General features: G+C 47.0%; 27 protein-coding genes, 1 rRNA gene and 2 pseudogenes. 6 read left to right on the forward strand and 24 right to left on the reverse strand.

The window, feature by feature from the left end; all coding sequences use genetic code 11:
• From ACH97_RS11675 to ACH97_RS11765, 20 genes and pseudogenes are all read right to left on the reverse strand, one after another.
• Nucleotides 1–1321, reverse strand: a 1321-nt coding sequence (locus tag ACH97_RS11675) for a phage tail protein (protein WP_057957840.1), incomplete at its 3' end; no start/stop codon positions are given.
• Between the two features lie 11 nt (nt 1322–1332).
• Complete coding sequence (locus ACH97_RS11680) at nt 1333–2145, reverse strand: phage tail family protein (RefSeq protein WP_050821171.1); 813 nt, start codon at nt 2143–2145, stop codon at nt 1333–1335.
• 2 nt (nt 2146–2147) lie between these two features.
• On the reverse strand, nt 2148–5420 hold the full coding sequence (locus tag ACH97_RS11685; protein WP_057957841.1) for a phage tail tape measure protein: 3273 nt from the start codon (nt 5418–5420) through the stop codon (nt 2148–2150).
• Nucleotides 5417–5704: pseudogene (locus ACH97_RS11690) on the reverse strand (phage tail assembly chaperone); the annotation flags it as partial. The gene ACH97_RS11685 and the pseudogene ACH97_RS11690, both read right to left, overlap by 4 nt.
• A 29-nt stretch (nt 5705–5733) precedes the next feature.
• Nucleotides 5734–6099, reverse strand: a complete 366-nt coding sequence (locus tag ACH97_RS11695) for a tail assembly chaperone (protein WP_025811917.1) — start codon at nt 6097–6099, stop codon at nt 5734–5736.
• 61 nt (nt 6100–6160) lie between these two features.
• A pseudogene (locus tag ACH97_RS22890) lies at nt 6161–6439 on the reverse strand (fibronectin type III domain-containing protein); the annotation flags it as partial.
• The gene (locus ACH97_RS11700) at nt 6423–6869 is read right to left on the reverse strand and encodes a phage major tail protein, TP901-1 family (protein WP_048350484.1); all 447 of its coding nucleotides are present in this window, start codon (nt 6867–6869) and stop codon (nt 6423–6425) included. The gene ACH97_RS11700 and the pseudogene ACH97_RS22890, both read right to left, overlap by 17 nt.
• Complete coding sequence (locus ACH97_RS11705) at nt 6870–7307, reverse strand: hypothetical protein (protein ID WP_048350485.1); 438 nt, start codon at nt 7305–7307, stop codon at nt 6870–6872.
• A 4-nt stretch (nt 7308–7311) separates the two neighbouring features.
• Nucleotides 7312–7662, reverse strand: a complete 351-nt coding sequence (locus ACH97_RS11710; protein ID WP_048350486.1) for an HK97 gp10 family phage protein — start codon at nt 7660–7662, stop codon at nt 7312–7314.
• Complete coding sequence (locus tag ACH97_RS11715; RefSeq protein WP_048350487.1) at nt 7662–8045, reverse strand: hypothetical protein; 384 nt, start codon at nt 8043–8045, stop codon at nt 7662–7664. Before ACH97_RS11715 ends, ACH97_RS11710 begins: the two co-directional genes overlap by 1 nt.
• A complete protein-coding gene (locus tag ACH97_RS11720) occupies nt 8035–8859 on the reverse strand; it encodes a structural protein (protein WP_142396726.1) in 825 nt (274 codons plus the stop codon). Before ACH97_RS11720 ends, ACH97_RS11715 begins: the two co-directional genes overlap by 11 nt.
• Nucleotides 8856–9200 (reverse strand): hypothetical protein, encoded by a 345-nt coding sequence (locus ACH97_RS11725; RefSeq protein WP_048350489.1) that lies wholly within the window; start codon nt 9198–9200, stop codon nt 8856–8858. Before ACH97_RS11725 ends, ACH97_RS11720 begins: the two co-directional genes overlap by 4 nt.
• 14 nt (nt 9201–9214) lie before the next feature.
• Nucleotides 9215–9406 carry a hypothetical protein gene (locus ACH97_RS11730; RefSeq protein WP_048350490.1) on the reverse strand — a complete coding sequence of 64 codons (192 nt, stop codon included), beginning with the start codon at nt 9404–9406 and terminating at the stop codon, nt 9215–9217.
• Nucleotides 9406–9747, reverse strand: a complete 342-nt coding sequence (locus ACH97_RS11735) for a hypothetical protein (RefSeq protein ID WP_422851023.1) — start codon at nt 9745–9747, stop codon at nt 9406–9408. Before ACH97_RS11735 ends, ACH97_RS11730 begins: the two co-directional genes overlap by 1 nt.
• 127 nt (nt 9748–9874) lie before the next feature.
• A complete protein-coding gene (locus ACH97_RS11740; protein ID WP_048350492.1) occupies nt 9875–10999 on the reverse strand; it encodes an SU10 major capsid protein in 1125 nt (374 codons plus the stop codon).
• A gap of 57 nt (nt 11000–11056) precedes the next feature.
• Nucleotides 11057–11782 (reverse strand): phage scaffolding protein, encoded by a 726-nt coding sequence (locus tag ACH97_RS11745; RefSeq protein ID WP_053073133.1) that lies wholly within the window; start codon nt 11780–11782, stop codon nt 11057–11059.
• Between the two features lie 89 nt (nt 11783–11871).
• Nucleotides 11872–13347 carry a phage portal protein gene (locus tag ACH97_RS11750; RefSeq protein WP_048350494.1) on the reverse strand — a complete coding sequence of 492 codons (1476 nt, stop codon included), beginning with the start codon at nt 13345–13347 and terminating at the stop codon, nt 11872–11874.
• Between the two features lie 67 nt (nt 13348–13414).
• Nucleotides 13415–15046: a phage terminase large subunit gene (gene terL, locus ACH97_RS11755; RefSeq protein ID WP_241494250.1), complete on the reverse strand. Its 1632-nt coding sequence runs from the start codon at nt 15044–15046 to the stop codon at nt 13415–13417.
• Nucleotides 15047–15142: 96 nt separating this feature from the next.
• Complete coding sequence (locus ACH97_RS11760) at nt 15143–15556, reverse strand: phBC6A51 family helix-turn-helix protein (protein ID WP_025811940.1); 414 nt, start codon at nt 15554–15556, stop codon at nt 15143–15145.
• A gap of 18 nt (nt 15557–15574) precedes the next feature.
• The gene (locus ACH97_RS11765) at nt 15575–15814 is read right to left on the reverse strand and encodes a hypothetical protein (RefSeq protein ID WP_048350496.1); all 240 of its coding nucleotides are present in this window, start codon (nt 15812–15814) and stop codon (nt 15575–15577) included.
• Nucleotides 15815–16280: 466 nt separating this feature from the next.
• On the opposite strand from ACH97_RS11765, the gene rrf reads away from it, so the two are divergent.
• Nucleotides 16281–16395: ribosomal RNA gene (rrf, locus tag ACH97_RS11770) — 5S ribosomal RNA — on the forward strand.
• A gap of 150 nt (nt 16396–16545) precedes the next feature.
• Here rrf and ACH97_RS23780 read toward each other — a convergent pair.
• The 3 genes from ACH97_RS23780 to ACH97_RS11780 all read right to left on the reverse strand — a co-directional run bounded on the left by ACH97_RS23780 (nt 16546) and on the right by ACH97_RS11780 (nt 18418).
• Nucleotides 16546–16692, reverse strand: a complete 147-nt coding sequence (locus ACH97_RS23780) for a hypothetical protein (RefSeq protein ID WP_173636680.1) — start codon at nt 16690–16692, stop codon at nt 16546–16548.
• A 120-nt stretch (nt 16693–16812) separates the two neighbouring features.
• On the reverse strand, nt 16813–16974 hold the full coding sequence (locus ACH97_RS23440) for a hypothetical protein (RefSeq protein ID WP_155519891.1): 162 nt from the start codon (nt 16972–16974) through the stop codon (nt 16813–16815).
• 1225 nt (nt 16975–18199) lie between these two features.
• The gene (locus tag ACH97_RS11780) at nt 18200–18418 is read right to left on the reverse strand and encodes a helix-turn-helix domain-containing protein (protein WP_048350788.1); all 219 of its coding nucleotides are present in this window, start codon (nt 18416–18418) and stop codon (nt 18200–18202) included.
• 309 nt (nt 18419–18727) lie between these two features.
• On the opposite strand from ACH97_RS11780, the gene ACH97_RS23785 reads away from it, so the two are divergent.
• The 4 genes from ACH97_RS23785 (at nt 18728) to ACH97_RS23445 (ending at nt 19898) form a co-directional block, all read left to right on the forward strand.
• Nucleotides 18728–18901 (forward strand): hypothetical protein, encoded by a 174-nt coding sequence (locus ACH97_RS23785; RefSeq protein WP_173636681.1) that lies wholly within the window; start codon nt 18728–18730, stop codon nt 18899–18901.
• A gap of 148 nt (nt 18902–19049) precedes the next feature.
• Complete coding sequence (locus ACH97_RS11785; RefSeq protein ID WP_048350787.1) at nt 19050–19232, forward strand: hypothetical protein; 183 nt, start codon at nt 19050–19052, stop codon at nt 19230–19232.
• Between the two features lie 133 nt (nt 19233–19365).
• A complete protein-coding gene (locus ACH97_RS11790) occupies nt 19366–19569 on the forward strand; it encodes a hypothetical protein (protein WP_241494251.1) in 204 nt (67 codons plus the stop codon).
• Nucleotides 19570–19724: 155 nt separating this feature from the next.
• On the forward strand, nt 19725–19898 hold the full coding sequence (locus ACH97_RS23445; RefSeq protein ID WP_017474210.1) for a DUF8096 family protein: 174 nt from the start codon (nt 19725–19727) through the stop codon (nt 19896–19898).
• Nucleotides 19899–19929: 31 nt separating this feature from the next.
• Here ACH97_RS23445 and ACH97_RS11795 read toward each other — a convergent pair whose 3' ends face one another.
• Nucleotides 19930–20244, reverse strand: coding sequence for a DUF1433 domain-containing protein (locus tag ACH97_RS11795; protein WP_003181118.1), 315 nt, complete (start codon nt 20242–20244; stop codon nt 19930–19932).
• Between the two features lie 57 nt (nt 20245–20301).
• Here ACH97_RS11795 and ACH97_RS11800 point away from each other — a divergent pair.
• The coding region (locus ACH97_RS11800) for a lipase family protein (protein ID WP_162264445.1) at nt 20302–21130 on the forward strand (829 nt) is incomplete at its 3' end.

The following is a 21130-nucleotide window of genomic DNA, read 5'->3' on the forward strand; positions in this document are numbered from 1 at the left end:
ACTGCATATCGACATCCCCGGCCGTCGGCATAATAATCCGCTTCAGTTTCGTAAAATCAGCCGAACTCATCAAGCCGTCATTGTTTTCCGTCGCAAGAGCCACCACTACCTGACCGTCTGGTCCGACGAGGATGTTCGCCAACTTTACGAAATCAGCCGAACTCATCAAACCGTCAGCGCTTGCCGAAGCCAGGCCGTATTGCGGAATGCTGAGTTTAGTCGGATCATATCCCGGATCGAACGTCGTGTTGCCCCCGATTTTTATTGAACTCTCGCGAATCTTTCCCGTCGATGAATCAACGATTTTCGATATCGTCTTTTGAGTGCGTTTAAAATCCGAAACAATATCGGTAGACTTCCTCGTAATAGATCCGAGTGTGAACTTCGGAGATTTATAGGGATCAGAGTAATCCTCGACCTCCACCACTCGCATCCGAACATCAATATCGAATGGCTCGATGATGCACCATACGTAGTCGCCTTTTCGAATATCTTGAATTCCCTGCGCCTGTAATTCGACGTAAGTCAAGGAGATCGATATGTCGATGCGGTCATGAAGGTCCGACTTTATCCGTTCCAGTAGGCTCGCCTTATCCGTATATCTCTCGTCACGAACTGGATCAGCATGGCGAACACCTAATACGTCTGCTAGAGGACTTCTGTATTCCGCAGTTACTACGTAAGTTCCGTCTTCTTTCTTTTTGCCGAACCCCCGGATATATGTTTTAAGAGAACTTGTATCGATATCTTTGGACGGATTGTTGATATTGAACGAATATCGCAACTGATTATCGGTATACCGCGCGATCTCTTTTGCAATGTAAATTGTTTTATTTACACACTCATACTCGACTCCGAATTTCTCAGCGATAGAGTTTAACAATGCAAGAGACTTTGCATCGCCGAAATTCTCGACGGTAACAGACTTTGCGATACCTTCCGAATCTACTTGATATGAGTATCCGGTACCTTCAAGCGCAAATTTAAGCATCGTATCGATCGAAAGTGCTTTTTCTCCTGCGATGACATCGTAAATGTACATGTCATCTAAATCGATAAACATCCGATGAACAGCTGTAGCAGTCGCCTTCATCTTGCTCCCGAAAGGCTTAACTGATGATGTCTTGATCACGTACTCCTCTTCGTCATAAATTAATGAATTCTCGTTCTGAATCAATGGAAAAGCGTGCTGATTTTGCGGTGTCAGCACGCCTGAAATAGAAATAGTCTTTTGGTTGTTTATACCGCTTTTTCGCGTTGTGCTAACGTCTGTTAGCATTTCAAACTGGCCGGCAAGGCTCTTTATAAATAAGTCCTTCACGCGCTCACCGCCTATAAAAAGTAAAAGCGAAAGTCGAATGTAATCTCGAAACTTCCGCTTGTACCTGATAATTTAAAATTGTTCCAGCCAGGGGCAATCGAAATCAGCTTCCGATTTGTCACTCCGAAAATACTATTATTGTTTTTCGTCGCCCTCACGCGATCGAGAATAATCGTATCTCCGGATGCAGACGACCCGGTGTATTTCCAAACGTCGCCCGTCGTGCTGTTCGTGACCGTTAAGTTATTTGACGCACCTTTATATACGATACGCAAAGGGAATTGCCGAGGGTCAATCGTTTCGTCCCCAGCGTTGAAAATTCTAAATGACGTCGATTTATGCGTATATGTCGGTACCTCATCGATAAGCCCCTCGCCAATCTGCCATATATCCGAATCAAAAGTAAACGGGTTTAACGTCGTCCCGATCGACTCGGCAAACGGACTGAACGCAATGAAGTCGATGTCAAACATTCCGTATATCCACTGTTGATCGATTGAATAGTCGGCGTTGGTTTTTACGAGCCACCGTTTGCCCGGGTTGTATGATTCCGTAATATAGAACGGTTGGCGCGAATCAAACAGTTTGAACACTTCGTCACGCATTAAATAGTAATCAGGAACATCAGCCGCTTTTAAATAGAACGAGCACTTTATAATCCGTGCGTCATACGTTGTTCCACAATCAACAAGCCCATGTAGTCCGTCAACTTGCTCGGTTTCATTGCGAGGCGAAGGAGATGACGGATTAAATTCACGCGTTGTAATTCCGAGCTTTTCTAAATCGTAAACGGTGCCGCTTAACGTTGTGATAATCGTATTCAACCTCAATCACCTCGCATGTAGTTTTGAATCGTAATCTTTTGCCCTTGTTCAGCGCTTACTGCGTTTTCAGTCATGCGTCCTAACTCTTCGCTATCAACTACGAGAACATTTTCGACAATGATCGGCTGCTGTTGCTTCTGCGAATCTAAGCCGGACGTCATAGACGCTTCAAAAGAACGCCTAATACTGCGTACTCCTCCCGAATTCAAAGCAACGTCAGGGCTGTACGAATATCCACTCATATCGACCATTGCTGCGTTTGCCATTTCGTCGGCCGCCGATTTTACTGCGCCGATATTTCGTTCGATACCGACCGCAAGACCCATCGGTAGGAATTTACCGATTTCATCGCGGAATACACGTGACGGCGAGTGGATTCCAAGCAGCGACTTAAAGTTGCCCGTAAGGCTGTCTACGAATCCACCAACTTTTTGGCCGATCCAATCTTTCATGGAATTTATTCCGTCCCAAAGCCCCCGGATCAAGTCGGCCCCCGCCTTGAATAACTCCTCTTTATTATCCAAAATGGTCTGACCAAGCTTTACGACGAGTTCAAGGCCCATCTGTAATAGTTGAGGTAAGATTTGAATTATGCCATCAATTAAAGCCAAGAGGATCCTTACCCCTGCCTCGATAATCCTTGGCAAATTTTGAATCAGAGCCCCTGCAAGAGCAACGATTAATTTTAGAGCTGCCTCAATGAGGGCAGGCAACATCTTGATAATGCCGTCAATTAAGGCTAGTAAAAGTTTTATCCCTGCATCAATAATTTTCGGTAGATTCTCTATCAATGCGGTAGCAACTGCGACGATCAGATAAATAGCCATTTCTATGAGTTGCGGAAGAATGCTTATAATCCCGTCAATCAAGCTAGTCAGGATTTTAATTCCCGCTTCGATAATTGTTGGTAGATTTTGTATTATGGTTTGGATTAGCATGGTGATTAATTGAATTGTTGCCTCCACCAACATCGGGAGCGCTTGGATCAGCCCACTTATCAAGGAAGTTAAAATCTGGATCCCGGCCTCGATAATCGTAGGTAACAATGTGACAACAGTATTGATCAACGTTGACAAAACTGTCGTAGCTGTTTCGATGATTGTTGGTAAGGCGCTTACTATTCCTTCAATCAAAGACGTAATGATCAGTACTCCGGCCGCGAGGATCGCTGGGATCATTGTTGTTAGAGTCTGGATAATCGCATCAACGACCTGGGTCACTTTCTCAACAATATTCGGCAAAGCTTGCGTAAAGCCCTCAAGCAATCCGGTCATCATCTCAAGTCCGGCCTGTAAAATTCGTGGCAAATTCGTCGTAACTCCGTTAACTAATGAGTTGACAATCTCGGTCGCTTTTTCGAGAATCGTCGGCATGTTCTGTTCTATGCCTTGCGCAATTGCCGGCAAGAATTTCGAACCCGCAACGATCAGACCGGGTATGCCCCCGACCAATATTCCGATAATATTCGGGATGAATTCCGCTACCCCTGAATAATCTCCATTGAATGCGTCTGTGATCGCCTTCTTTACGTCCTCAAAGCCGCTGCGTATTGACGCGAGTCCCTTTACGATTACATTCGCGACCGATTGTGGCAGCAAATTGTGAAGCGCGATTGATCCTTGCGTGAAGTCCCCGGTCAATGTTTCCGCTATGCCTTTAAATAGTGAAGATATCGTTTTAAGGACCGGTGTAACCTTCTGGCCGGCTATGGTAGTGAATTCCGACGCTTTCTTTTTAATAGTATCGAAGTGTTTGTACGTTAAATAAATCGCAGCTCCTAGCGCAGTCAGTCCGGCTATTACTGCGGCCGTTACCCCAGCTATCGGCAATAATGCCGGAGCTACCAGTGCACCAAACTCCGCTATCAGTCCGAAGCCCGTTATAATGCCCGGCAGCATTCCGACTAAAATTAATAACGGCCCTGTCACAAGCGCGAGTACTGTTGCCATCGCTCCAAGAATAGCAATAGTGCTCTTAACCGGTTTTGGAAGCGAATTGAACTTATCCACTAAGAACTGGAGGCCCTTTGTAATCAGTTTTAGCGCAGGCAACAACGCAGTTCCGATTGCAATTGCCGCACCTTCTAGCGCAGATTTTAAAATGATCAACTGTCCTTTAAGGTTATCTAATTGCTTCTTTGCGATTTCCTCCGCAGTCCCGCCGCTGTTTTCAAGCTCTTTCGTAAAGGCTTCGATCTTTCCTTGTCCGGCATCCATCAACGCTAACATAGCCGAGGATGCTTCAACGCCGGAAATCCTCGAAATTGCCGCAAGACGATCGGCCTCGCCCATGTCCTTCGTTGCCTCCGCCAGTTCTCCGATAATTTGCGCCAACGGCTTCATGTTGCCTTTCGCATCTTCTACCGTGACGCCTAGATCGTGTAGTTCTTCTCGTGCAGCTTTCGGAGGTCCAGCTAAACGCGTCAACATCCGACGAAGTGACGTACCAGCCTGCGTTCCCTGAATACCGGCATTTCCGAGTAATCCGGCCGCAGCCGCTACAGATTCCAACGACTGTCCAGACGCGTGTGCAATCGGAGCGACATATTTCATCGTATAGCCGAGCATCTCTAAGTCCGTATTCGAGTTCGTAAATGCTTTCGTTAATACATCCGCAACTCGAGCCGTCTCCTCTGCCTGCAATCCGAATCCGGATAGGATATTCGATGTGATATCCGCTGTTGTGGCGAGATCTGTCTGACCCGCCGCGGCTGTAGCCAATAGCCCCGGCATGGCCGCGATAATATCGTTCGTCTTGTAGCCGGCCATCGCAAGGAACTGCATACCCTCGGCAGCCTGAGTCGCTGTAAATGCGGTAGTCGCTCCGAGATGTTCCGCTGTCTGCGTCATCAATTCGAGTTGCTTTCCGGTTGCGCCACTTAGCGCTCCAACCCGACTCATTGCCGATTCGAAGTCCGCCGTTGTCTTGACGGCCATTCCTAGACCTAGCGCCATAGCACCACCGAAACCCGTAACGGCTGCACCCGCCGCTTTTAACGCCCCGCTCGCTTTCTCCATCGAATTCATAACCGATTGGCCGGAACGGCTGGCCGTCTGTGCCGACCGACTTGTTCTCGTCAGTCCTTCCGAAGCAACTGCCGCCGCACCCGCAACTCCGGTCATTGACGAAGACATTCTCGTCGAGGACGTCGTCATCGCGTTAGACATAAGCGAAGTAGATGCACGGATCGACGCCATCGAAGTCCCGAGCCGCGACATCGTAGACGAAAACCGGTCAACCGCCGTAATAGTAAAGCGTATATTGCGATCGCTCACTCGTTAACCTCCTTTCTGGCAATGTCGAATTGGCTAAGCCACTCCGCGGTATGCTTAGCCTGTTCCGCCATCTCTTCGACTGTTTTCTTTTTAGGCGAATCCGCCGAGGCACGCTTATACAAATCGGACGGCTTCGGCTTCTTCTCTCGGTGGGCTTTTTCGCGCATGATAGCCTCGATTGCTTTTCGTTCGAATTCGTCCTCATTGCGTTCGATTTGCGCCTGAATAAGTATGTGAAATTCCCGTGGTGTGAGGGCGTATACATCTTCTGGTTTCATCTGAAGGTAACGCCATCCGGAAAATACCGCTTGTTCTACTTCAGAAAGTTTTCCAGTTGTTCCAGTGCTTCCGGATTGTCTTTCATCAGTTTCTTGACGATCTTCTTGAAGAAAAAACTATCTACTACTACCTCTTTTGAAACCTTTAGGACGTACTCAAGATCGAGTTTCTCCTCTTCAATTGCTTTTCCGAGAATAGATTCAATCTCCGCAAAGGAGAAGTTTTTGCCTGCATGGAAAAGACCAGCGTGAATAACGTGCGAGAATACTTCAAGATCACCCGTCATTGCCTTACCGACTAGCTCAAGAGATCCGCCAGGACATACCTTGTTGAGATACTTAATGCTTTCAAACGTCAACTTTAGTTCGTACTCTTTGCCTTCGATTTCAAAATGCGCCATATTAAAATCCCCCTATAAAAAGAGCGCCCGCAAAGGACGCTCCGAATATTTTAATCTTGATTTATGCTCCGCTTGTGTCTGGTTCTGTATATGTTTCGATCTGACTCATTGGCGATTCTCCCGCCTCGTTCACAGCCGCTACATTCACTGTGAGCTTAGTGTTAGGAGAGATTCCGGTAAGCGTACAAGAAGTGTCAGTAACTTCTTTATAGAAAACTTTTTCCGCTCCCCTATATACCTTGTATGAAGTCGCCCCTTCTACGGCATCCCAATTGACGGTTACACTATCCGTGGTAGCTGTGTACTGTAGATTCTGGGGCGCCTCAGGGAGTAGTCGGCTCTTCTGAGTTAGGCGCTCCGTCTGGAACTTCGGTTAGCGTTTCCTTCGTCAGTTTTCCGTTTAGATTTGCTCCGAGTGAGTAAGTGGCGAAGTCGCCGTTTGAGTAAGTTTTCTCGAAAGAAGAAAGCATGTAGTTACCTTTCTTCGCAACCTTAGTCCGAGTGTTAATTTCGTAGATTTCAACGAATTCTTTATTCCACATCGCCTCTTCGACTTCATCTACGAAGACGTCTCCTTCTGTAATAACACCCTCAAGTGAAAGCTCTTGTGTAACTTTACCGTAATCAGATCCGGTCTTGTCTTTTGTATCCAGATCGATTGTATCCGCTGAAATACTTGTTGATCCATCCGTTTGGTTAAACGGCCTGAGCAAGCCGCTTTTCGTTACTACTGCGTAGATAAATTCCTCACCGCGGTACTCGATTCCCATTTATTTTCCCCCTTGTTTTCCGTAAGTCATGTTTACTTCAACGTCAAAATAAAGCCTGTGATACGTTGTTTTATCGCTTAAATCCTCCGCAGACATAGGCGTCTCATCGGTTACGAGCGCATCAAAAAAACCGAGCGATTTGCCCGGCTCTTCAGCACTGAGTAATTCAATTTGATCGAACATAAAAATGCGCTTTACTTTCTCCTGCAAAACGCCTCTCTCGAAGTTTGAACTCGCAAACACACCGACCTGAAATCGATAAATTGTCTGAACCGCTTCTCGCCGTTTGGAAACGACCGATGTACTATTCGGTAGCTGTTCGATTGTAAGGAACGGCTTTTCATCCGGATACTTAACCCCGTCGAATATCCAGACGACAGAAAGTCCGGTCTTTTCCGCAAGATGGGTACGTATTGAATGCTGTATATCTACTTGCATACGATCACCGTCCCAACTGCTTTATCGATTCGTCGATGTCTTTTTCGAGATTCTTTTCGTTACTCCAAAGCGCGTTGCGAAGGAAAGCCTTTTTCGTAGCGTGTTCGAACTCCTGCCGCCGAGCATATTCGACATCGGACCCGAAGCTCCACGACATTTCGCCTTCTCTATAAGGTGACGCTGCGATCGAGTTAGCGAGTCTCCCTGTCTTCTTTGGCGCATTATTTGCCCCGTCGTTCGCCATTTGACGCACGTTTCGCTCGACATCGTTTTCCAATGCCTGCTTTAAAACGGCCGTAGATGCGGAAAGCTTGGCGAGATCGGTAAGTCCGCTCACTCTTACGTAAAATCCCATTACGTCACCTTCCTCGCGAGACATTCGGACCGGTTAAGCAATCCGAGTCCCTTCTCATCGATTGTTAGTATTTCATAAACGTCGCCTTCCGTTTTATACGCCTGGTTAACATCGGTTAAGTCGACGTCAATAGAGAACGTAATCTTAACGTCTCCTTTTTGCAGTTCAACGCCTCCTATAACCGATCTGTCCGTATTTGAAACCGTGGAGTAATCTTTCCAGATCGCTTCGACTTCAATCGGTACCTGTTTTTCGATCGGTTCGCCGGTGATCGGATCTTTCCCGTCACGCACCGTTTTAAGCAGCGTTATTTTATCGGTACGGCCCTCGACGATTTCCCTGCGATTTCCCTTGATCCATTGGCGATCAAATTCACTCAACATCGTCACGCACCGCCTTTTCCGTTAAAACATAGTTTAAATGCGACGTACAATTCGGATGGGGGTTGAAAACTTCCGGATCTGATAGTTTATAGATTCCGGGACCCATTCCGTAACGGTTTAGCTTTTCAAGCTGCGTACATCTATGCTCCGGTCGGTTAGCCTTACCGCGAAATATTTGAACGGCTTCGACCAAGTTGCTTTGCCGGGCGCTATAGACGGTCGCAGTCCGGTAGGCCATGTTCCCTTCCGTCACAACTAGCCGCCTAATTTTCCACGTATCATTTTCGTATACCTGACGAACATCTGCGATCATCTGATTAACGGATTCGCCACGCAGTATTGCAGAGCGAAGGACTGTCGATAATTCATCCCGTTGATCTCCCGCAAATCGCCACACTCGGTCCGACAGAATGAGTCCGTCTTTTTCTTCGCGATTAACAACGTATCGAAAAACGTTTTGATTTACGCGGTCAAAAGCGATTCCTGCGACGGCAGCCTTTCCCAACGTCTCCTCCATTGCGGACTTGATTCTTTCCGTGGTAAATTCCGTCGCATCCGTGATTGTCTTGTCTAGCGCATCCATTCCGTTTTTGCGGACGGCTTTTTCAATCGTATCTAGCTCGCGGAGCAATCGGTTTAAACGCTGCTTCTTAATAATTCCGTCGTTTCCGCTGAAGTCCGAAAGTAGATCCGATATTTCAAGACGAACACGGTCGATTTCTCTGATCGCGAGTTGCTGCTGCTTTGCGTTGAATTTTAAATACTCATTCGCCAGCTCATCGAGCAAACGATTCAGTCTCTCCTGGTTCGTCATCGTAAGTCAGCCCGCCCTGCGTGCGACTGCCCGGCACCTCTCCTCGCCCGCAACGTTTTACGGTAGTTTCTGCGCGCATTCAATGCCAGCCGCATGTAATTGTTGTACAGGCGAGACTTGTCGACCATCTCATCGCCGTCTTTGTATACGAAATATTGGGCGGCCCTTGTTGCGAGTGTCTCGTATGCGACCGCTAACGCCATATAAAGAAGAGCCGTATCGTCTTCCCCTTCTTTCAGACCGCTTTCGTCCTCTGCTTCGGCAGTCCATGCGGCGATATCGTCCGCTGTGACGCCGTCAACCCCTTCTAAACGCGTTCGTAGTCGATCCTCTACCGCCACATGACACACCCCCGTTATTTTTTCGGCTTTGCTGCTGCTTTCGGCTTTGCTGCCGGCTTATCCACGCGTTGAATGAACGGCGCTGTCTTATCGAGTGCGGCGATTTCCTTTTCAACGTTCGTGTTATAAACGCCGTATCCGTTAAAAACGATATATAGTCCGTCTCTGTTAAATTCGTAGTTTGGAAGCGTCTTATATTCCGCCATCAGGACATCAGCCCCGCTGTTTTGAGTTTCGCAAGTAATGCGTTAAGATCTGCCTTCAAACCGTCGACGTCTGTTGCGGTGCTGTTCGCTTGCGTAGCCGCTTTTGTTGCGGTTAATTTCCCGTCCAAGGCAGATTTAACATCGTCGCCTAGTTTCGTCATGGTCACCGCTTTGGCGCCGAGGTTGCTCTCTTGTACGCTGCCCGTTCCGATGTTCCGGTTTTGTACGGAGCCGTCGCCGATATTGCGATTCAGAACCGAATTGTCTGCGAGTTTTTCATTCGTAATTGATTTATCAAGAATCTCTACGCTGCCTTCGGATTGTAATAGACTTTGGATAATTTCTCCGAGTTTTAGATCGTTTGCAGCCGGTGAGATCATATTCAATCGTTGTACATCTTCTTTACTTAAAGCCATTTACGGCCTCACCCCTTTCAAAATAAAAAGAGGCCCCGAAAGGCCTCATTAATTAGGAAACTGTTTTAGAGATTCCAGAAAGAATTGCGACTGATTCTTTTGCGTTTTTGATTTCGAAACCAAGTTCTCCACGGATTACGCGAGCAAAGTAGTCAGCGCCCGGCTCTGTAGCATCTTGGTCGTAAATTGAAGTAAGGTAACGGGCTTTGATGTTGTCGAGGTTAAGCAAGACAGCACGATCTTTCGGCATGTTTTGATCGACAACAACTTGAGAAACTGCGCCCCCAGGAAGATCACTCATGAAGGACATGATTTGATAACCGACTTGACCTTCTCCGCGAGTTGTACGGATAGTGTCGCCTGCAAGTTTAGTAATTTGACGAGAAACGTTCGGAGCACAAAGGATTGTGTTTACACGGCCTCCGCGTTTGAACGTTTCTTCGATAGCATCATTCAAACCCTTAGCAGTAATTTCTTTACCGCCGAAGTCTGTTGACGCGGAACCTTGCTCTTGAGCAAAAGCGAATAAACCGCCGGAAGTGCGTGGTTGTTGATCAGATCCTTGGTATTTCCGACCGTAAATAAGAGAGTTATTGATCTCGCGAACCATCTCTTGTAGACGCAAGTTAACTTGGTAGTCCAGTTCGTCAGCAACTCCGTAAGTATTTACTTGTTGTTGCGTACGAGAAACGGAAGCGTAACGAGTGAAAATTTGAGAGTAGTTGAACGATACAATACGGTCGTTGATTTCGTTCTTTCTAAATACGGACTCACCTTCTGGACGCGGACGAGAAATAACTTTCAGGTCGGCGCCTGCTTCGACAGCTTCCGGAGTGGTTGCGTCGTATCCACGTTGAACCGTAATTTTTTCGGCTGCTTCATCGACTTTAGTTACGCGCAGTACTTCTAGGCCGTTTTGAACGAGCGCATTTTCAGTAAATTTGCGCGCCTCTCCTTCGCCTAATTCGATCTCCGTTGCGTCCGCTGCGGCAGCAGTTTTTACAACGGCCGTATCGCTATTGAGGTAGTCGTTCTGCCATTCGAACTTAGTTTGCGATAGAGCATCTCCCGTTCCGATCAAGCCGAAAAGAACCGGTGCCTTTGTAAGAATTAAATCTACGTTCGCCTGCATGTCGCGAACTTGTTGCTGGAAATCATACGATTGTGCAACTGCCATGTGTAAATCCCCCTAATAATTTTTTGTAATTAAAAAAGCCGCCATAAGGCGACTGAATTACCGTTTGTTTTTTAACTCCCGAAGTTCGTTGTACAGCTTCGTGACTTTTCCGAGATAACGCGGATTCTTTAGCGCTAATTTTTTCGTTTCTTCCAGCTCGTTCTCTTTCGCGACAATCTCCGTTTGGGTGCTGTTTTTGGCCGGGTTGCTTCCGCCGGATGCGTCGGCTCCAATCGGTTGTTTAAACATCCACGGGCTTGATTCCTTAAACGCCGCGACCGCTTCTTCGGCACCAATTACGTTTCCATCTTCGTCAATTTGTACCGCAGACTTATCGAGTAGTGCGAGCACTTGATTCGGATCGTTTGCGTTAAGAGATCGAGCGATTGCGCGAAGTTCCGTATTAATAATCCGCTGATTGGCCGATTCCTCCGCTTTTTTAGCTTTCTCCGAGGCTTCTTCCGCTTTCTTGGCCGCTTCTTCTTTCTCGGCCCGCAGACGTTCAGCTTCGGACATCTCGGCTTTTTTGCGTTCTTCTTCGGCTTTTTCTAACTCTTCGAGGCGTTTCGCTTTTTCTTCGAGTTCCACTTGCTTCTTTTTCTCGCGTTCAAGGCGTTTGTTGAGAATTTCGTCAAGCTCCGCCTGTGTGAACGTCTTTTCCGTACCATGCGATTGCTCTGTCGGTGTTGGTTCCGGCTCCCCAGCCGTAGATTGAGCGTCTTCATTTTCCGGATCTGTTTCTTCCGCAAAAAATTGTAGATTTAAAGGCAAAAATTTCGTCATATCGTACCTCACCGTTTAAAGCCCGTCGGCTGTAGATTACGAATAACAACAACCGGCAGTTTATCGACGATACCGTAGGTCAAGCGTTGCTATTCGTTCGTTTCGTTATAAGGATCTTGGACCTGTCTTTTTAGATTCCGTTCCTGCAAAATCTCCATAAATTTGACTTCCGGGTTCTCCTTACCACTACGGATGATTGCGCCCTTAATCGATTCCATTTCATGCGCGATTTCTTCGCCTAGCTGTTCGACAAGAGCCTTCTGATCTTCCGGAAGTGGAAGGCCGAATATAATCTTGCTTCCGTAATTGTCGTCTACTTGAGCAAGCCATTCTTTGTCGTATTTAAAGCGAGGATGCTCTTGGCGCGCTTTCATATAACGTAGAATGTATTCGTTCAACGTTTGGAGACGCGACTGCCAAACGATCCACGCTCGCTGTGTTTTCGATATGATCGAGCTGTAAAGCAATTTGAGCGCCATCTCATTAATACCTCCGGTGTTCATATCCGCGGTATTGACCATCGGCACTTCGCTGATTTCGTGCAGTCGTTTTTGTAGACGGTCAAGATACGCCTCAATCGCTTCTTTGAATTTAAAGCCGCTTTCCAGCTTCGTCGCCTCCGGCTTTCCGGTATCTTTGTCGGACTCGCCAAGATCCCAAATAGCACTAGGAGATACGCGAAATGGCTTTTTCGGATCGTACTCGACGTTCGTCAGCAGTGTGATTGCGAACATTTCGAAACGCAGTGCGTCAGAGTAATCCGATAGCTTGCGATCAATCTCGTCTGCGGTATCGATGAGCTTTTCGAGTTCACTAAATCCGCTAGTCTGGCCGGAAAGTTTTTCGGTTGGAACGTGGACTACCGGTATAAAGTCGAGACCCATCGACTTCTTCTCGACTCGCCTTTCGACGAGACTGAGTCCATCATCGTAAATGGCCTCTTCGATCTTACAATCGTAGTTGCCGGTATCTTCGTCGCCTTCCCATTCTAGGTAGTACGACAGCTTCCAGAGCTTCGTCTGTTGTTCGTCCAGCCACGCAACGAAATGAACTTCGTCAAGTTGGTCGACATCCCATTCGTTATGAACTGCGATAACCTCAGTCGAAGGATGCCAAAGGATTTTAATTTCGCCGCGCCGGGTATCGTAGTGCAGACGAGCATAAACGCCGGTTCGGCTAATTGCGCGATCTTTTGCCGCAGCGAGTAGTTTTTCGTGCATCCGGTTGTCTTCCCATACCCACGTCAGCAAGCGCTCTTTTGCCTTCGCCCGACTGTTCTCCTCTTCCTGCTCTTTGCTCGGCGCGTATCCCGGCTTGATCATGTCCGCAGGATCATCGAGAACATCCGGCGGCACGGTGACTTTCGGCTCCTTCTCGAATTGCCAGGCCGCAGTGGTATCGATCAGCTTACGCGGATAATTCATCGTTAGCTGCGTCGGCTCATAATCGATTTCTTGCGGCTTTTTATAGTCGGACCAAACGTTGAGATCACCTTCATAGCGCCGATAAAGCTTGATCTCGTCACAGATACGCTGGAATTCTTTCGATCCGAGCGCTTCCTTCATCGGTATTACGAATTGAAACGGGTTTATAAAATTTCGGTCGATGACTACGATCTAAAACGCCTCCTTTCTAGTAGCGATAGTTTCCGATGTTGCCGCCCTTCCTCCGTCTGGCTTTCCCCGCAATGGAGTACGCCATATGTAGGGCATCGGGGCCGTCATCGTGGTTATGGTTCGGGTACATTTCGAACATTTCGAGTAGCAGCTTTTGATCGCGTTTGAATCGGATCTTGCCGCTCTGAATATCCGGTAGCAACGACTCAATCCGAAGGGCTTTCCGCGTCCTCTGTTTGATCTGTTTCAGCCGGGTAGATGCCGGATAGCCGTTCGCCTGTAAAGCCTCGCCTAACTTATCCGCGAACCATTCCTGCGCCTGCTGTGCCTCGACTGCGATACCTTCGTACTGGAACCGCATTGTCTTCTCGACAACTTCGTTAAGTAGGACGTCCGGGTGAACGCGTTGCAAAAAGACATCGGCGACATAACAAAAACCGGTCGCCCTGTTTCGAGCCACCGTTATGATCGCGGAGTAGTCGCCTTTTTCTTTACCCATCGCGAAGTCAATGCCGCAATAGTAATCGAATTCTTTTGATTCGAGTTCTTTATCCGAAAAATATTTAAAGTCTTCGCTCCGGAAAACTTGCGATTCTTCATCGACTGGATTGCCGAGGTACTCTTGATTGAAAGCCCTAGCACCCATATCTTCGCGCTTTTCCATGAAATGCTTGTACGTGTATGCCTGCGGCCAAAGGACCCGGGTTCCGCGTTCCATTTCCTCTTTGTTCGCTTCATAAAAAGCGTTCGCATTTTTCAAGGCGTCTTTATTGTCTTCGTTATACAATTTCCGCCACTGTTCCCATAAATCTTCGCGTTCAGACCACGATAGAATTGCTGGGAACTTTCGCGAGGTGAAGTCCTTACGCTTAGTCAGAACGTGATTTAATAACGAATCGTAGTGGACGATCGTGCCCATATAGATACACATTCCGCCAAAGCCAAGCGCCTCAAGCATTTCCGATCGGAACCAGTTTAGGTTTTTCGCCCTTAACTCTGCCGTGTTCGTGCTGCCATCGGACTCGAGATCATCGAGGATGAATAAGCCCGGACGCTCACTCAAATGACGTAGCCCGCGCATCTGTGTTCCCATTCCTTTCGCTTCTACCTTCGTTCCTGAAGACGTAATGAATTCGTATTTGTTATCGACTTCGTTCATCGAAGGCTTTTGATGAAGCAACGGTCCGAAATCTTCACGTAGCTTTTCGTTAAATTTCAGATGGTTGACGGTCCATTTAATAAAGTCGCCGGCTACGTCAGTTGTTTCGGACACCTCGATGATGTACTTTTGATGGCGGAATACGACCTGATGGCATAGATACGAGTTTGATAGATATGCTGTTTTGGCGTGCTTACGACCGACTGACCACCCAACGTTGGTCTTTATTTCCCCGCGAGTAATTTCGTCAAGTAGTCCGCAAAGCTCCCGGTGAAAGTCGGCCGCGGTATCCAGCGTTTGGCCTGCCGGAATTAAATTCGAGCTATTGTCCGGGTTTCGATCCGCGCTGAAGTATTCGTAGGTGAAATAGAGCATATCGTATTCAGCCCGGTGCACCCGCTTCAGCTTTTCGAGCAGCTTTAAGTTGATCTCGACGCGTTCGAAATCGTATTCGACCGCTTCGTCCCTTTCGATTAGCTGCCGGAGCAAGCGATTTTCTTCGGTTAACTCGTCGATGCGCTGCTGCCGCGCTTCTCGATCGAGCCATTCCCCGTCAACAAATGCGATAACAACGCACCTCCTTCGTTAACTTTCGTTTTCCAAACGGGCGAGCAACGCTTTTTTGCGCTCCTCATGCGACATCGTGTTCGACTTGTCCGTAATGGTAAGCTCGCTTTGATCGTTCAGATCGCCGATCCGTTTCAGATACAGTTCGATCGATTTCGTTGAGCCGCTTTTGATGCTGTCGAGCAGCTTCGAATATACAAACGGCAGCTTAGTATCGATGAACTGCGACGCCAAATGGTTTTTGTACGCGATAAAGTTCGGATCGCCCGTTTCCCAACGGTGTAATGTCATGCGGCTGATTCCGCAGTCTTCTGCGATCTGATCCTTGGTTTTGCGCTCTTTTGTCGGCGTAAATTCGCGTTCAACAAGGGCGAGCGCCGCTTCGCGTTGATTCGGCTTGAACGCTGTTTCGTCGTATTTGAATCGCGACATCTTTCGTCACCTCCTTCGTTATTCATCAGGCCTACGTTCTCCTTCGGTGTAATTTAGTACAGACCGCAATGATCGGGCCGTCTCCCAACCGTCAGCTAACGGTTTCTCACCGAGCCGTTCCGCTAGGTCTTGAAATTCAGCCAGCGCCTTAGTCGCCGCCTTTGCTTCGCGTTGAACCGACTTGAGGCCGGTTATCGCGTCGGATACATCCAAGTCGATTTTAATTTTGCCGATTGATTCGCGCTTTGATTCCGCCATTCACATCGTCTCCTTTTTCGTTTTTAAATACCGGGCTTGGTCCGCATCGTTGAGAGGCGTTCCGGCTTATTTATCGCAAGCACAAAAAGAGCGACCCATATTCGGATCGCCCTCGTTCTGATTGCGTTATGTAAAAATTACTAGAAAAATAGAATAATCTGTAGTAATATGTTAACGTATCAAAAATATGCAAGGATTGTGCACTCTCCGACCTTCTTTAACGTGAGGGAAGGTGCGAGGTCTGTCTGCCCAAAAGATACGCGAGTGTAGTTTGGACAGGCGGACTTCTACCGGACCCGCGAATCCGGTAAACCGCCGGTAAGGAGGTGCCAGAGAATGCTGCTTTCAATCCTTGTATCCGCAAGACCAGCGTGCCCAGACTGCGGAACGTACAGTAACGACGGAAACCCTGTCACACCTGATACGTGCTCATTCTGCCAAGATATGAACGCATAAGGTGCGCTGTGCTGGTGGCGATAGCGAAGAGGTCACACCCGTTCCCATGCCGAACACGGAAGTTAAGCTCTTCAGCGCCGATGGTAGTTGGGGGCTTCCCCTGTGAGAGTAGGACGCCGCCAGCCTAAAATAATCCACTAACTGTAAAGTCTGTTGACAACAGACTTAGTTAGTAGTATTCTTAATATTAACAAGGATTGAAAACAGTATACTGTGGCAAAAAGGACCTTTTCGGAGTCGCGACCGGATTGGTCCTTTTGCGTTTCCTAACTATCTCAGCATTCCTTTTCCGGTAATTCTACTTCAGCCAATTCCGCGAGCTTTTGAAAAGCTACGTTATTCACTAACGGACCTGCCTCGCATTCATATCCGCAATCCTTAAGTTGCTCGACGATTTCTTTTAACGTTTTAAAGTCGCCCACCCTTACGTCCCTCCCTTCGAATTTACACGAAATTAGCGTTTCCAACCGTTCCCCTACCGAATACCCTCGTCGGAGACTGAAACGTCTAATTTCGTGTGATTTGAGCGTGAAAATCGTTATCTATTCCGCTTTGTATTCGTCAATGACTTCGCAAATATACGCATCAACACCGTTACGCGCTTCGTTCATAATCCGTTCAGCATAATCGGCGAGCGCATCTTCGTAATTGTCGTAGATCGCTTGGCCTGCGTCGCAATAGTCGCTGAAGACTGCGTATTTCATTCGTCATCACCCTCGGTTATATGTTCGACGAACTTAACAATCGGTTGTTGACTCCGAAAACTTAAACTCATTTCAAGACCGTCGCCGTCCGTTCCAATCGCTATCGATTCGCCATGTTCGAGTAGATCAGCGACCAACTTCCGCAATAGTGCCTTGTCATCTTCCGATAGTGCATGAGTCGGAATGAACATCGTAATCACCCTCCGTATTTAAAATTTTGCGAGAAAATTGCCGGCGTCCGGCACGGCTTTTTCCGATCGGACCTCCCCCGCCCCCTTCCGTTTTTCCGGTCGGTGACGCCGTTGTTTATGCATACCGATGTATTTCGTATTCATTTTTAGTTTACATAATTCCCGCTATCGGAAGTTGTTTAATCGCTCAACCCGCGTCACGACTGCGTTTGTGAACTGCGCAGTTTACTTTGTTATGCACGTTTTTATACATCGTAGTACTGGCGCGGCTTCAGCCCGTTTCACAATCGCTTTATTACGCTAAAATTTCGTATATAGTTAACGGTGTGAACTATCGGTTTCCGAGGGTCGAGGTTTTCGAAGGGTCTCCGTCATGAAGCGCGAGGCTGACTTACAGGCGGACGGCACTCCGACCTCCGTAACGTCCTATATCCGAATCCTCCCGTATCCCTTCCTATATATCTACGTTCTCCTCTTCGGTGTTACAATCGCATAATAAAACGCCTTGCTATTCGTTCAGCAAAGCGTTAGGTTTACGTTATGTTACACGTCCTTCTATTACGTATAGACAACTACGGATATGAAAGTCACTATATTATCGTTATATTAACGCTATCCTTTCGTTTGTTTTAAATACTAGCGTCCACTCCGTCGCTTGCGCTCCTCCGTGTCCGCGGATATTATTAAGACCTTATCGCGATACAATTATTTATACAATATACATGATTGCGTTTCTGCGGGACGGAGTGAAACGTAGTTCCCGCTAGTCTTCGGATTCAGAAGACTAAGAAGTGATTGCGGACTCAAAATCGCTGTATCCCTTGCGGCTGTAGGCACGAACCCCATTTTCGCATGTACGAATAAAGTCGTGTTTTTGGCCGATTTGTACGAATCACGTCGTGTTCATTATCAATTACGTTATTCTAATTGAGAATATGTCGGTAATCATCCGACATCTCACCGCTATATTGTCCGCATTATTATTCATATAAACGTATAAATATACGGTGATAGCCCGAAGAAAAAGACGCCAATCATTCGTCAGCGTCTTCGATCTTCACCTCGAATAGCTCCTCGACATTCACTCCGAGTGTTCGCGCAAGGGCAAATACGTGCCAATCGAGATGCCTTTCGTTCTTATCGAACCGGCTAATGCTGCCTTGCGGAACTCCTGACGCTTCAGACAACGGAATCTGCTTCCACCCTTTCGCGTTCATTACCTCCGACAGTCGCGGTCTTACCGTTATTTTCATCCGTACTCACCTCGTTTTGATAATTCAATTATACGATAACGAATAAATTTTCGCAAATCCAATTGACATGCGTTATGCGATATCGTATAATTAAGGTAACGAAAGGAGGTGAACGTAATTGATTGACACCGTAATGAAGCTTTCGGCAATCACCGCATCTTGGCTCGGAATTATCAAGCTCGGACTTGAACTCCGGAAGATGCGAAAAGAATCCGAAAGTAAGGAGCGACGGCCTCCGACCAAGAAGCACCGTCGCCGAACATAAGCTACGAGGGGCATCTCGCCCCTTGTCAATCAATTATAACACGAATGAAACGAATTGATACTACGGAAATTTTGTTAATCGTCGTCTTGCTCGCCTGGATTGCGGATACGAACTTCGGCCGGCTGTCCGTTCTGGACTACGTCGGCCTCGGCTCAGCTGTCGTTTTTATCGCGCTTCTATTCTTTAGATCGAGGAGGAATCGGTCACACCGCCGCTGAAGCCGCAGCAGACCGACCAGATCCTCGATCTATATCAGCGCCCTATTACGTCATTTAAAGACGAAGGCAAAGCGTATCAGATCGGCTTTAATACGGCGCTTACATGTCTCGGCTATTTAATCGCAAACAAATACGGAGGTAATGACGAATGAAAAACGTAAAATCTGCATTCTTGAAAAACGCCGTAATTCCGGTGGAAGATCTCCGCGAATGCCATTATTGTGACGAGGATCATTCCGTAGAATGGTACGCGGAAGATGTTCCGAGAGGCTACGTATGGAGCACATACTGCCACGCTTGTCGAGAAGATAATTCCGGGTACGAATTTTAATCATATATTGCGGAGGTAATGACGATGAATAAAACGAAACTCTTAACGGCCATCCTCGGCCTATCACTCGCAGGAAACGCGGCTCTCGGCTTTTACGCCGCAAAGCTGAACGAAGATGTCGATGTGGCCTATCGTGGCTGACGACATGGCTGCGGAAGCCAAAGACGCCCAGGAAATTGTCGAAGGAAAAGATTACGCTGTTTCAGCGGATGACGGCGGCTTTAGTTTCGATCCGGCAGCCACAGACGCAAAGCCAGGCGATCGGATCAGCGTTACTTTTACGAAGGATCAATACGAAAATGGCAGCGGATTTAAGACGATTAAGGTTATCGAATAACACACGAAATCAGGCGTTAAGCGGCCGCTGATACCTAGTACACCCGCAGCAGATTCCGGCGGCTCCTACGCTTTAATTTCGTGGGAAAATCGTTGTCTATGTCGTTGATTCAACCGAGCTAATGTCGTATCCTATTAGTCGGAGGTTGAGGACGAATGGATTACGAAACAAAGGGATACGACACAACGAAAATATACGACTACAAAGAGTATCCGGACGCTCATCATGGCCGCTGCGACAACTGTGATTATACGCTGTTTAAAAGCTCGGTGAAGGACGGAATTTTCCTTCGTGAGTGCCGACGTTGCGGTATGAAAAAGAGTATATAAATACGAAAAAAGCCCGACTCCCATGAGCGGGCTATTTTTCTTCTGCATCTACAGACGAGCTTCCTATCTTATCACTCGCCGGATCATATAAACCGTCGAACTCTTTAGATTTATCACCGTTCAAATATCCTTCAACGGTGATAGCACCGGTTGGATCAATAAAGTAATCATCATAATAAGTAATAGTATCAATACCTTTGTACTCATTATGTAGATATTCAGTCATCTTAGTTTTCGCCTTCTCAAAAAGAACAGTTTCTTCTTTTTTCACATCATACTGATGCTTCATAAACAACCCTCCACCTGCTATAATTAACAATAGTAGGATAATAATGTATTTTTTCAAATGAAATTCATTCCTTTCCTATTATTATTTTACATTACACGGAAGGTGTTGTATATCTTGAGTAAGAAGATTAAGAAGTCCAATCTTACGGATGAGACTTATTATCGTATAAGCCAACGTTCTTACAACTACGATTATCTCAGAAAAAAATTAAAAAACAAAGAGTACATACGGATTAATTCATCTGTTTCCGGAGCCACCTACTGGTATGTTGATAAAATTAAAACAGACGAAGACACCGGGTTAGATGCGGCCGTTCTATCCCAGGCCGAAAATAAAAACGGCAAGTGGGTGAAATCCGACCACCCCAAAAACGTCGTTGTAGCTTTTGCGGGAACTGATCCGGGGAAGGACCCGTTAAGTGACGTAGAGCAAGCAGACGTTAATCATATCGTCTTAGGAAACGATCCGAAAGATAAAACACAATATGTCGTCAAGAAAGATGCGAAAGATATGTCTAAGACGTTCGGTAGATATACTGGTTCGATGGAACAAACTGCCATGCTTGAGTCCGGAGATTATAAATTAATTACAAAAACATCGCAAATCGATCAAGCCGATCAACTTGTGCGGGAAGTCAAACAAAAGTATAAAGGTACCTCAACGATTATTTCAACAACCGGACATTCTCTCGGCGGCGCAGAGGCGGAATACAGCGCGGTCAACAATGATATCTATGCCGTAGCGTTTAATAGCCCCTCAATCGTTCACCTGCATTCTGATGAAAAACAGAAAGAAATTAATAACGGAGATTATAACTCTTATGTAAAATCTATCATTAATCCGGATGATATGGTCGGTGCCGGTTGGTGGGACGAATTCGATCGCCACAATGGGACTACCATCTACACAAAAGACCCTTCTATTGCAACGGCTAATCGCGAGA

This window comes from Bacillus paralicheniformis (assembly GCF_001042485.2).
Taxonomy (GTDB): domain Bacteria; phylum Bacillota; class Bacilli; order Bacillales; family Bacillaceae; genus Bacillus; species Bacillus paralicheniformis.

Coding starts and splice junctions, on each gene's coding strand:
- ACH97_RS11695 (WP_025811917.1), bottom strand. CDS start 6,099: ATGGCGCATTTTGAAATCGAAGGCAAAGAGTACGAACTAAAGTTGACG.
- ACH97_RS11700 (WP_048350484.1), bottom strand. CDS start 6,869: ATGGGAATCGAGTACCGCGGTGAGGAATTTATCTACGCAGTAGTAACG.
- ACH97_RS11705 (WP_048350485.1), bottom strand. CDS start 7,307: ATGCAAGTAGATATACAGCATTCAATACGTACCCATCTTGCGGAAAAG.
- ACH97_RS11710 (WP_048350486.1), bottom strand. CDS start 7,662: ATGGGATTTTACGTAAGAGTGAGCGGACTTACCGATCTCGCCAAGCTT.
- ACH97_RS11715 (WP_048350487.1), bottom strand. CDS start 8,045: ATGTTGAGTGAATTTGATCGCCAATGGATCAAGGGAAATCGCAGGGAA.
- ACH97_RS11720 (WP_142396726.1), bottom strand. CDS start 8,859: ATGACGAACCAGGAGAGACTGAATCGTTTGCTCGATGAGCTGGCGAAT.
- ACH97_RS11730 (WP_048350490.1), bottom strand. CDS start 9,406: ATGGCGGAATATAAGACGCTTCCAAACTACGAATTTAACAGAGACGGA.
- ACH97_RS11740 (WP_048350492.1), bottom strand. CDS start 10,999: ATGGCAGTTGCACAATCGTATGATTTCCAGCAACAAGTTCGCGACATG.
- ACH97_RS11745 (WP_053073133.1), bottom strand. CDS start 11,782: ATGACGAAATTTTTGCCTTTAAATCTACAATTTTTTGCGGAAGAAACA.
- ACH97_RS11750 (WP_048350494.1), bottom strand. CDS start 13,347: ATGAAGGAAGCGCTCGGATCGAAAGAATTCCAGCGTATCTGTGACGAG.
- ACH97_RS11760 (WP_025811940.1), bottom strand. CDS start 15,556: ATGTCGCGATTCAAATACGACGAAACAGCGTTCAAGCCGAATCAACGC.
- ACH97_RS11765 (WP_048350496.1), bottom strand. CDS start 15,814: ATGGCGGAATCAAAGCGCGAATCAATCGGCAAAATTAAAATCGACTTG.
- ACH97_RS23440 (WP_155519891.1), bottom strand. CDS start 16,974: ATGAAATACGCAGTCTTCAGCGACTATTGCGACGCAGGCCAAGCGATC.
- ACH97_RS11780 (WP_048350788.1), bottom strand. CDS start 18,418: ATGAAAATAACGGTAAGACCGCGACTGTCGGAGGTAATGAACGCGAAA.
- ACH97_RS23785 (WP_173636681.1), top strand. CDS start 18,728: ATGAAACGAATTGATACTACGGAAATTTTGTTAATCGTCGTCTTGCTC.
- ACH97_RS11785 (WP_048350787.1), top strand. CDS start 19,050: ATGAAAAACGTAAAATCTGCATTCTTGAAAAACGCCGTAATTCCGGTG.
- ACH97_RS23445 (WP_017474210.1), top strand. CDS start 19,725: ATGGATTACGAAACAAAGGGATACGACACAACGAAAATATACGACTAC.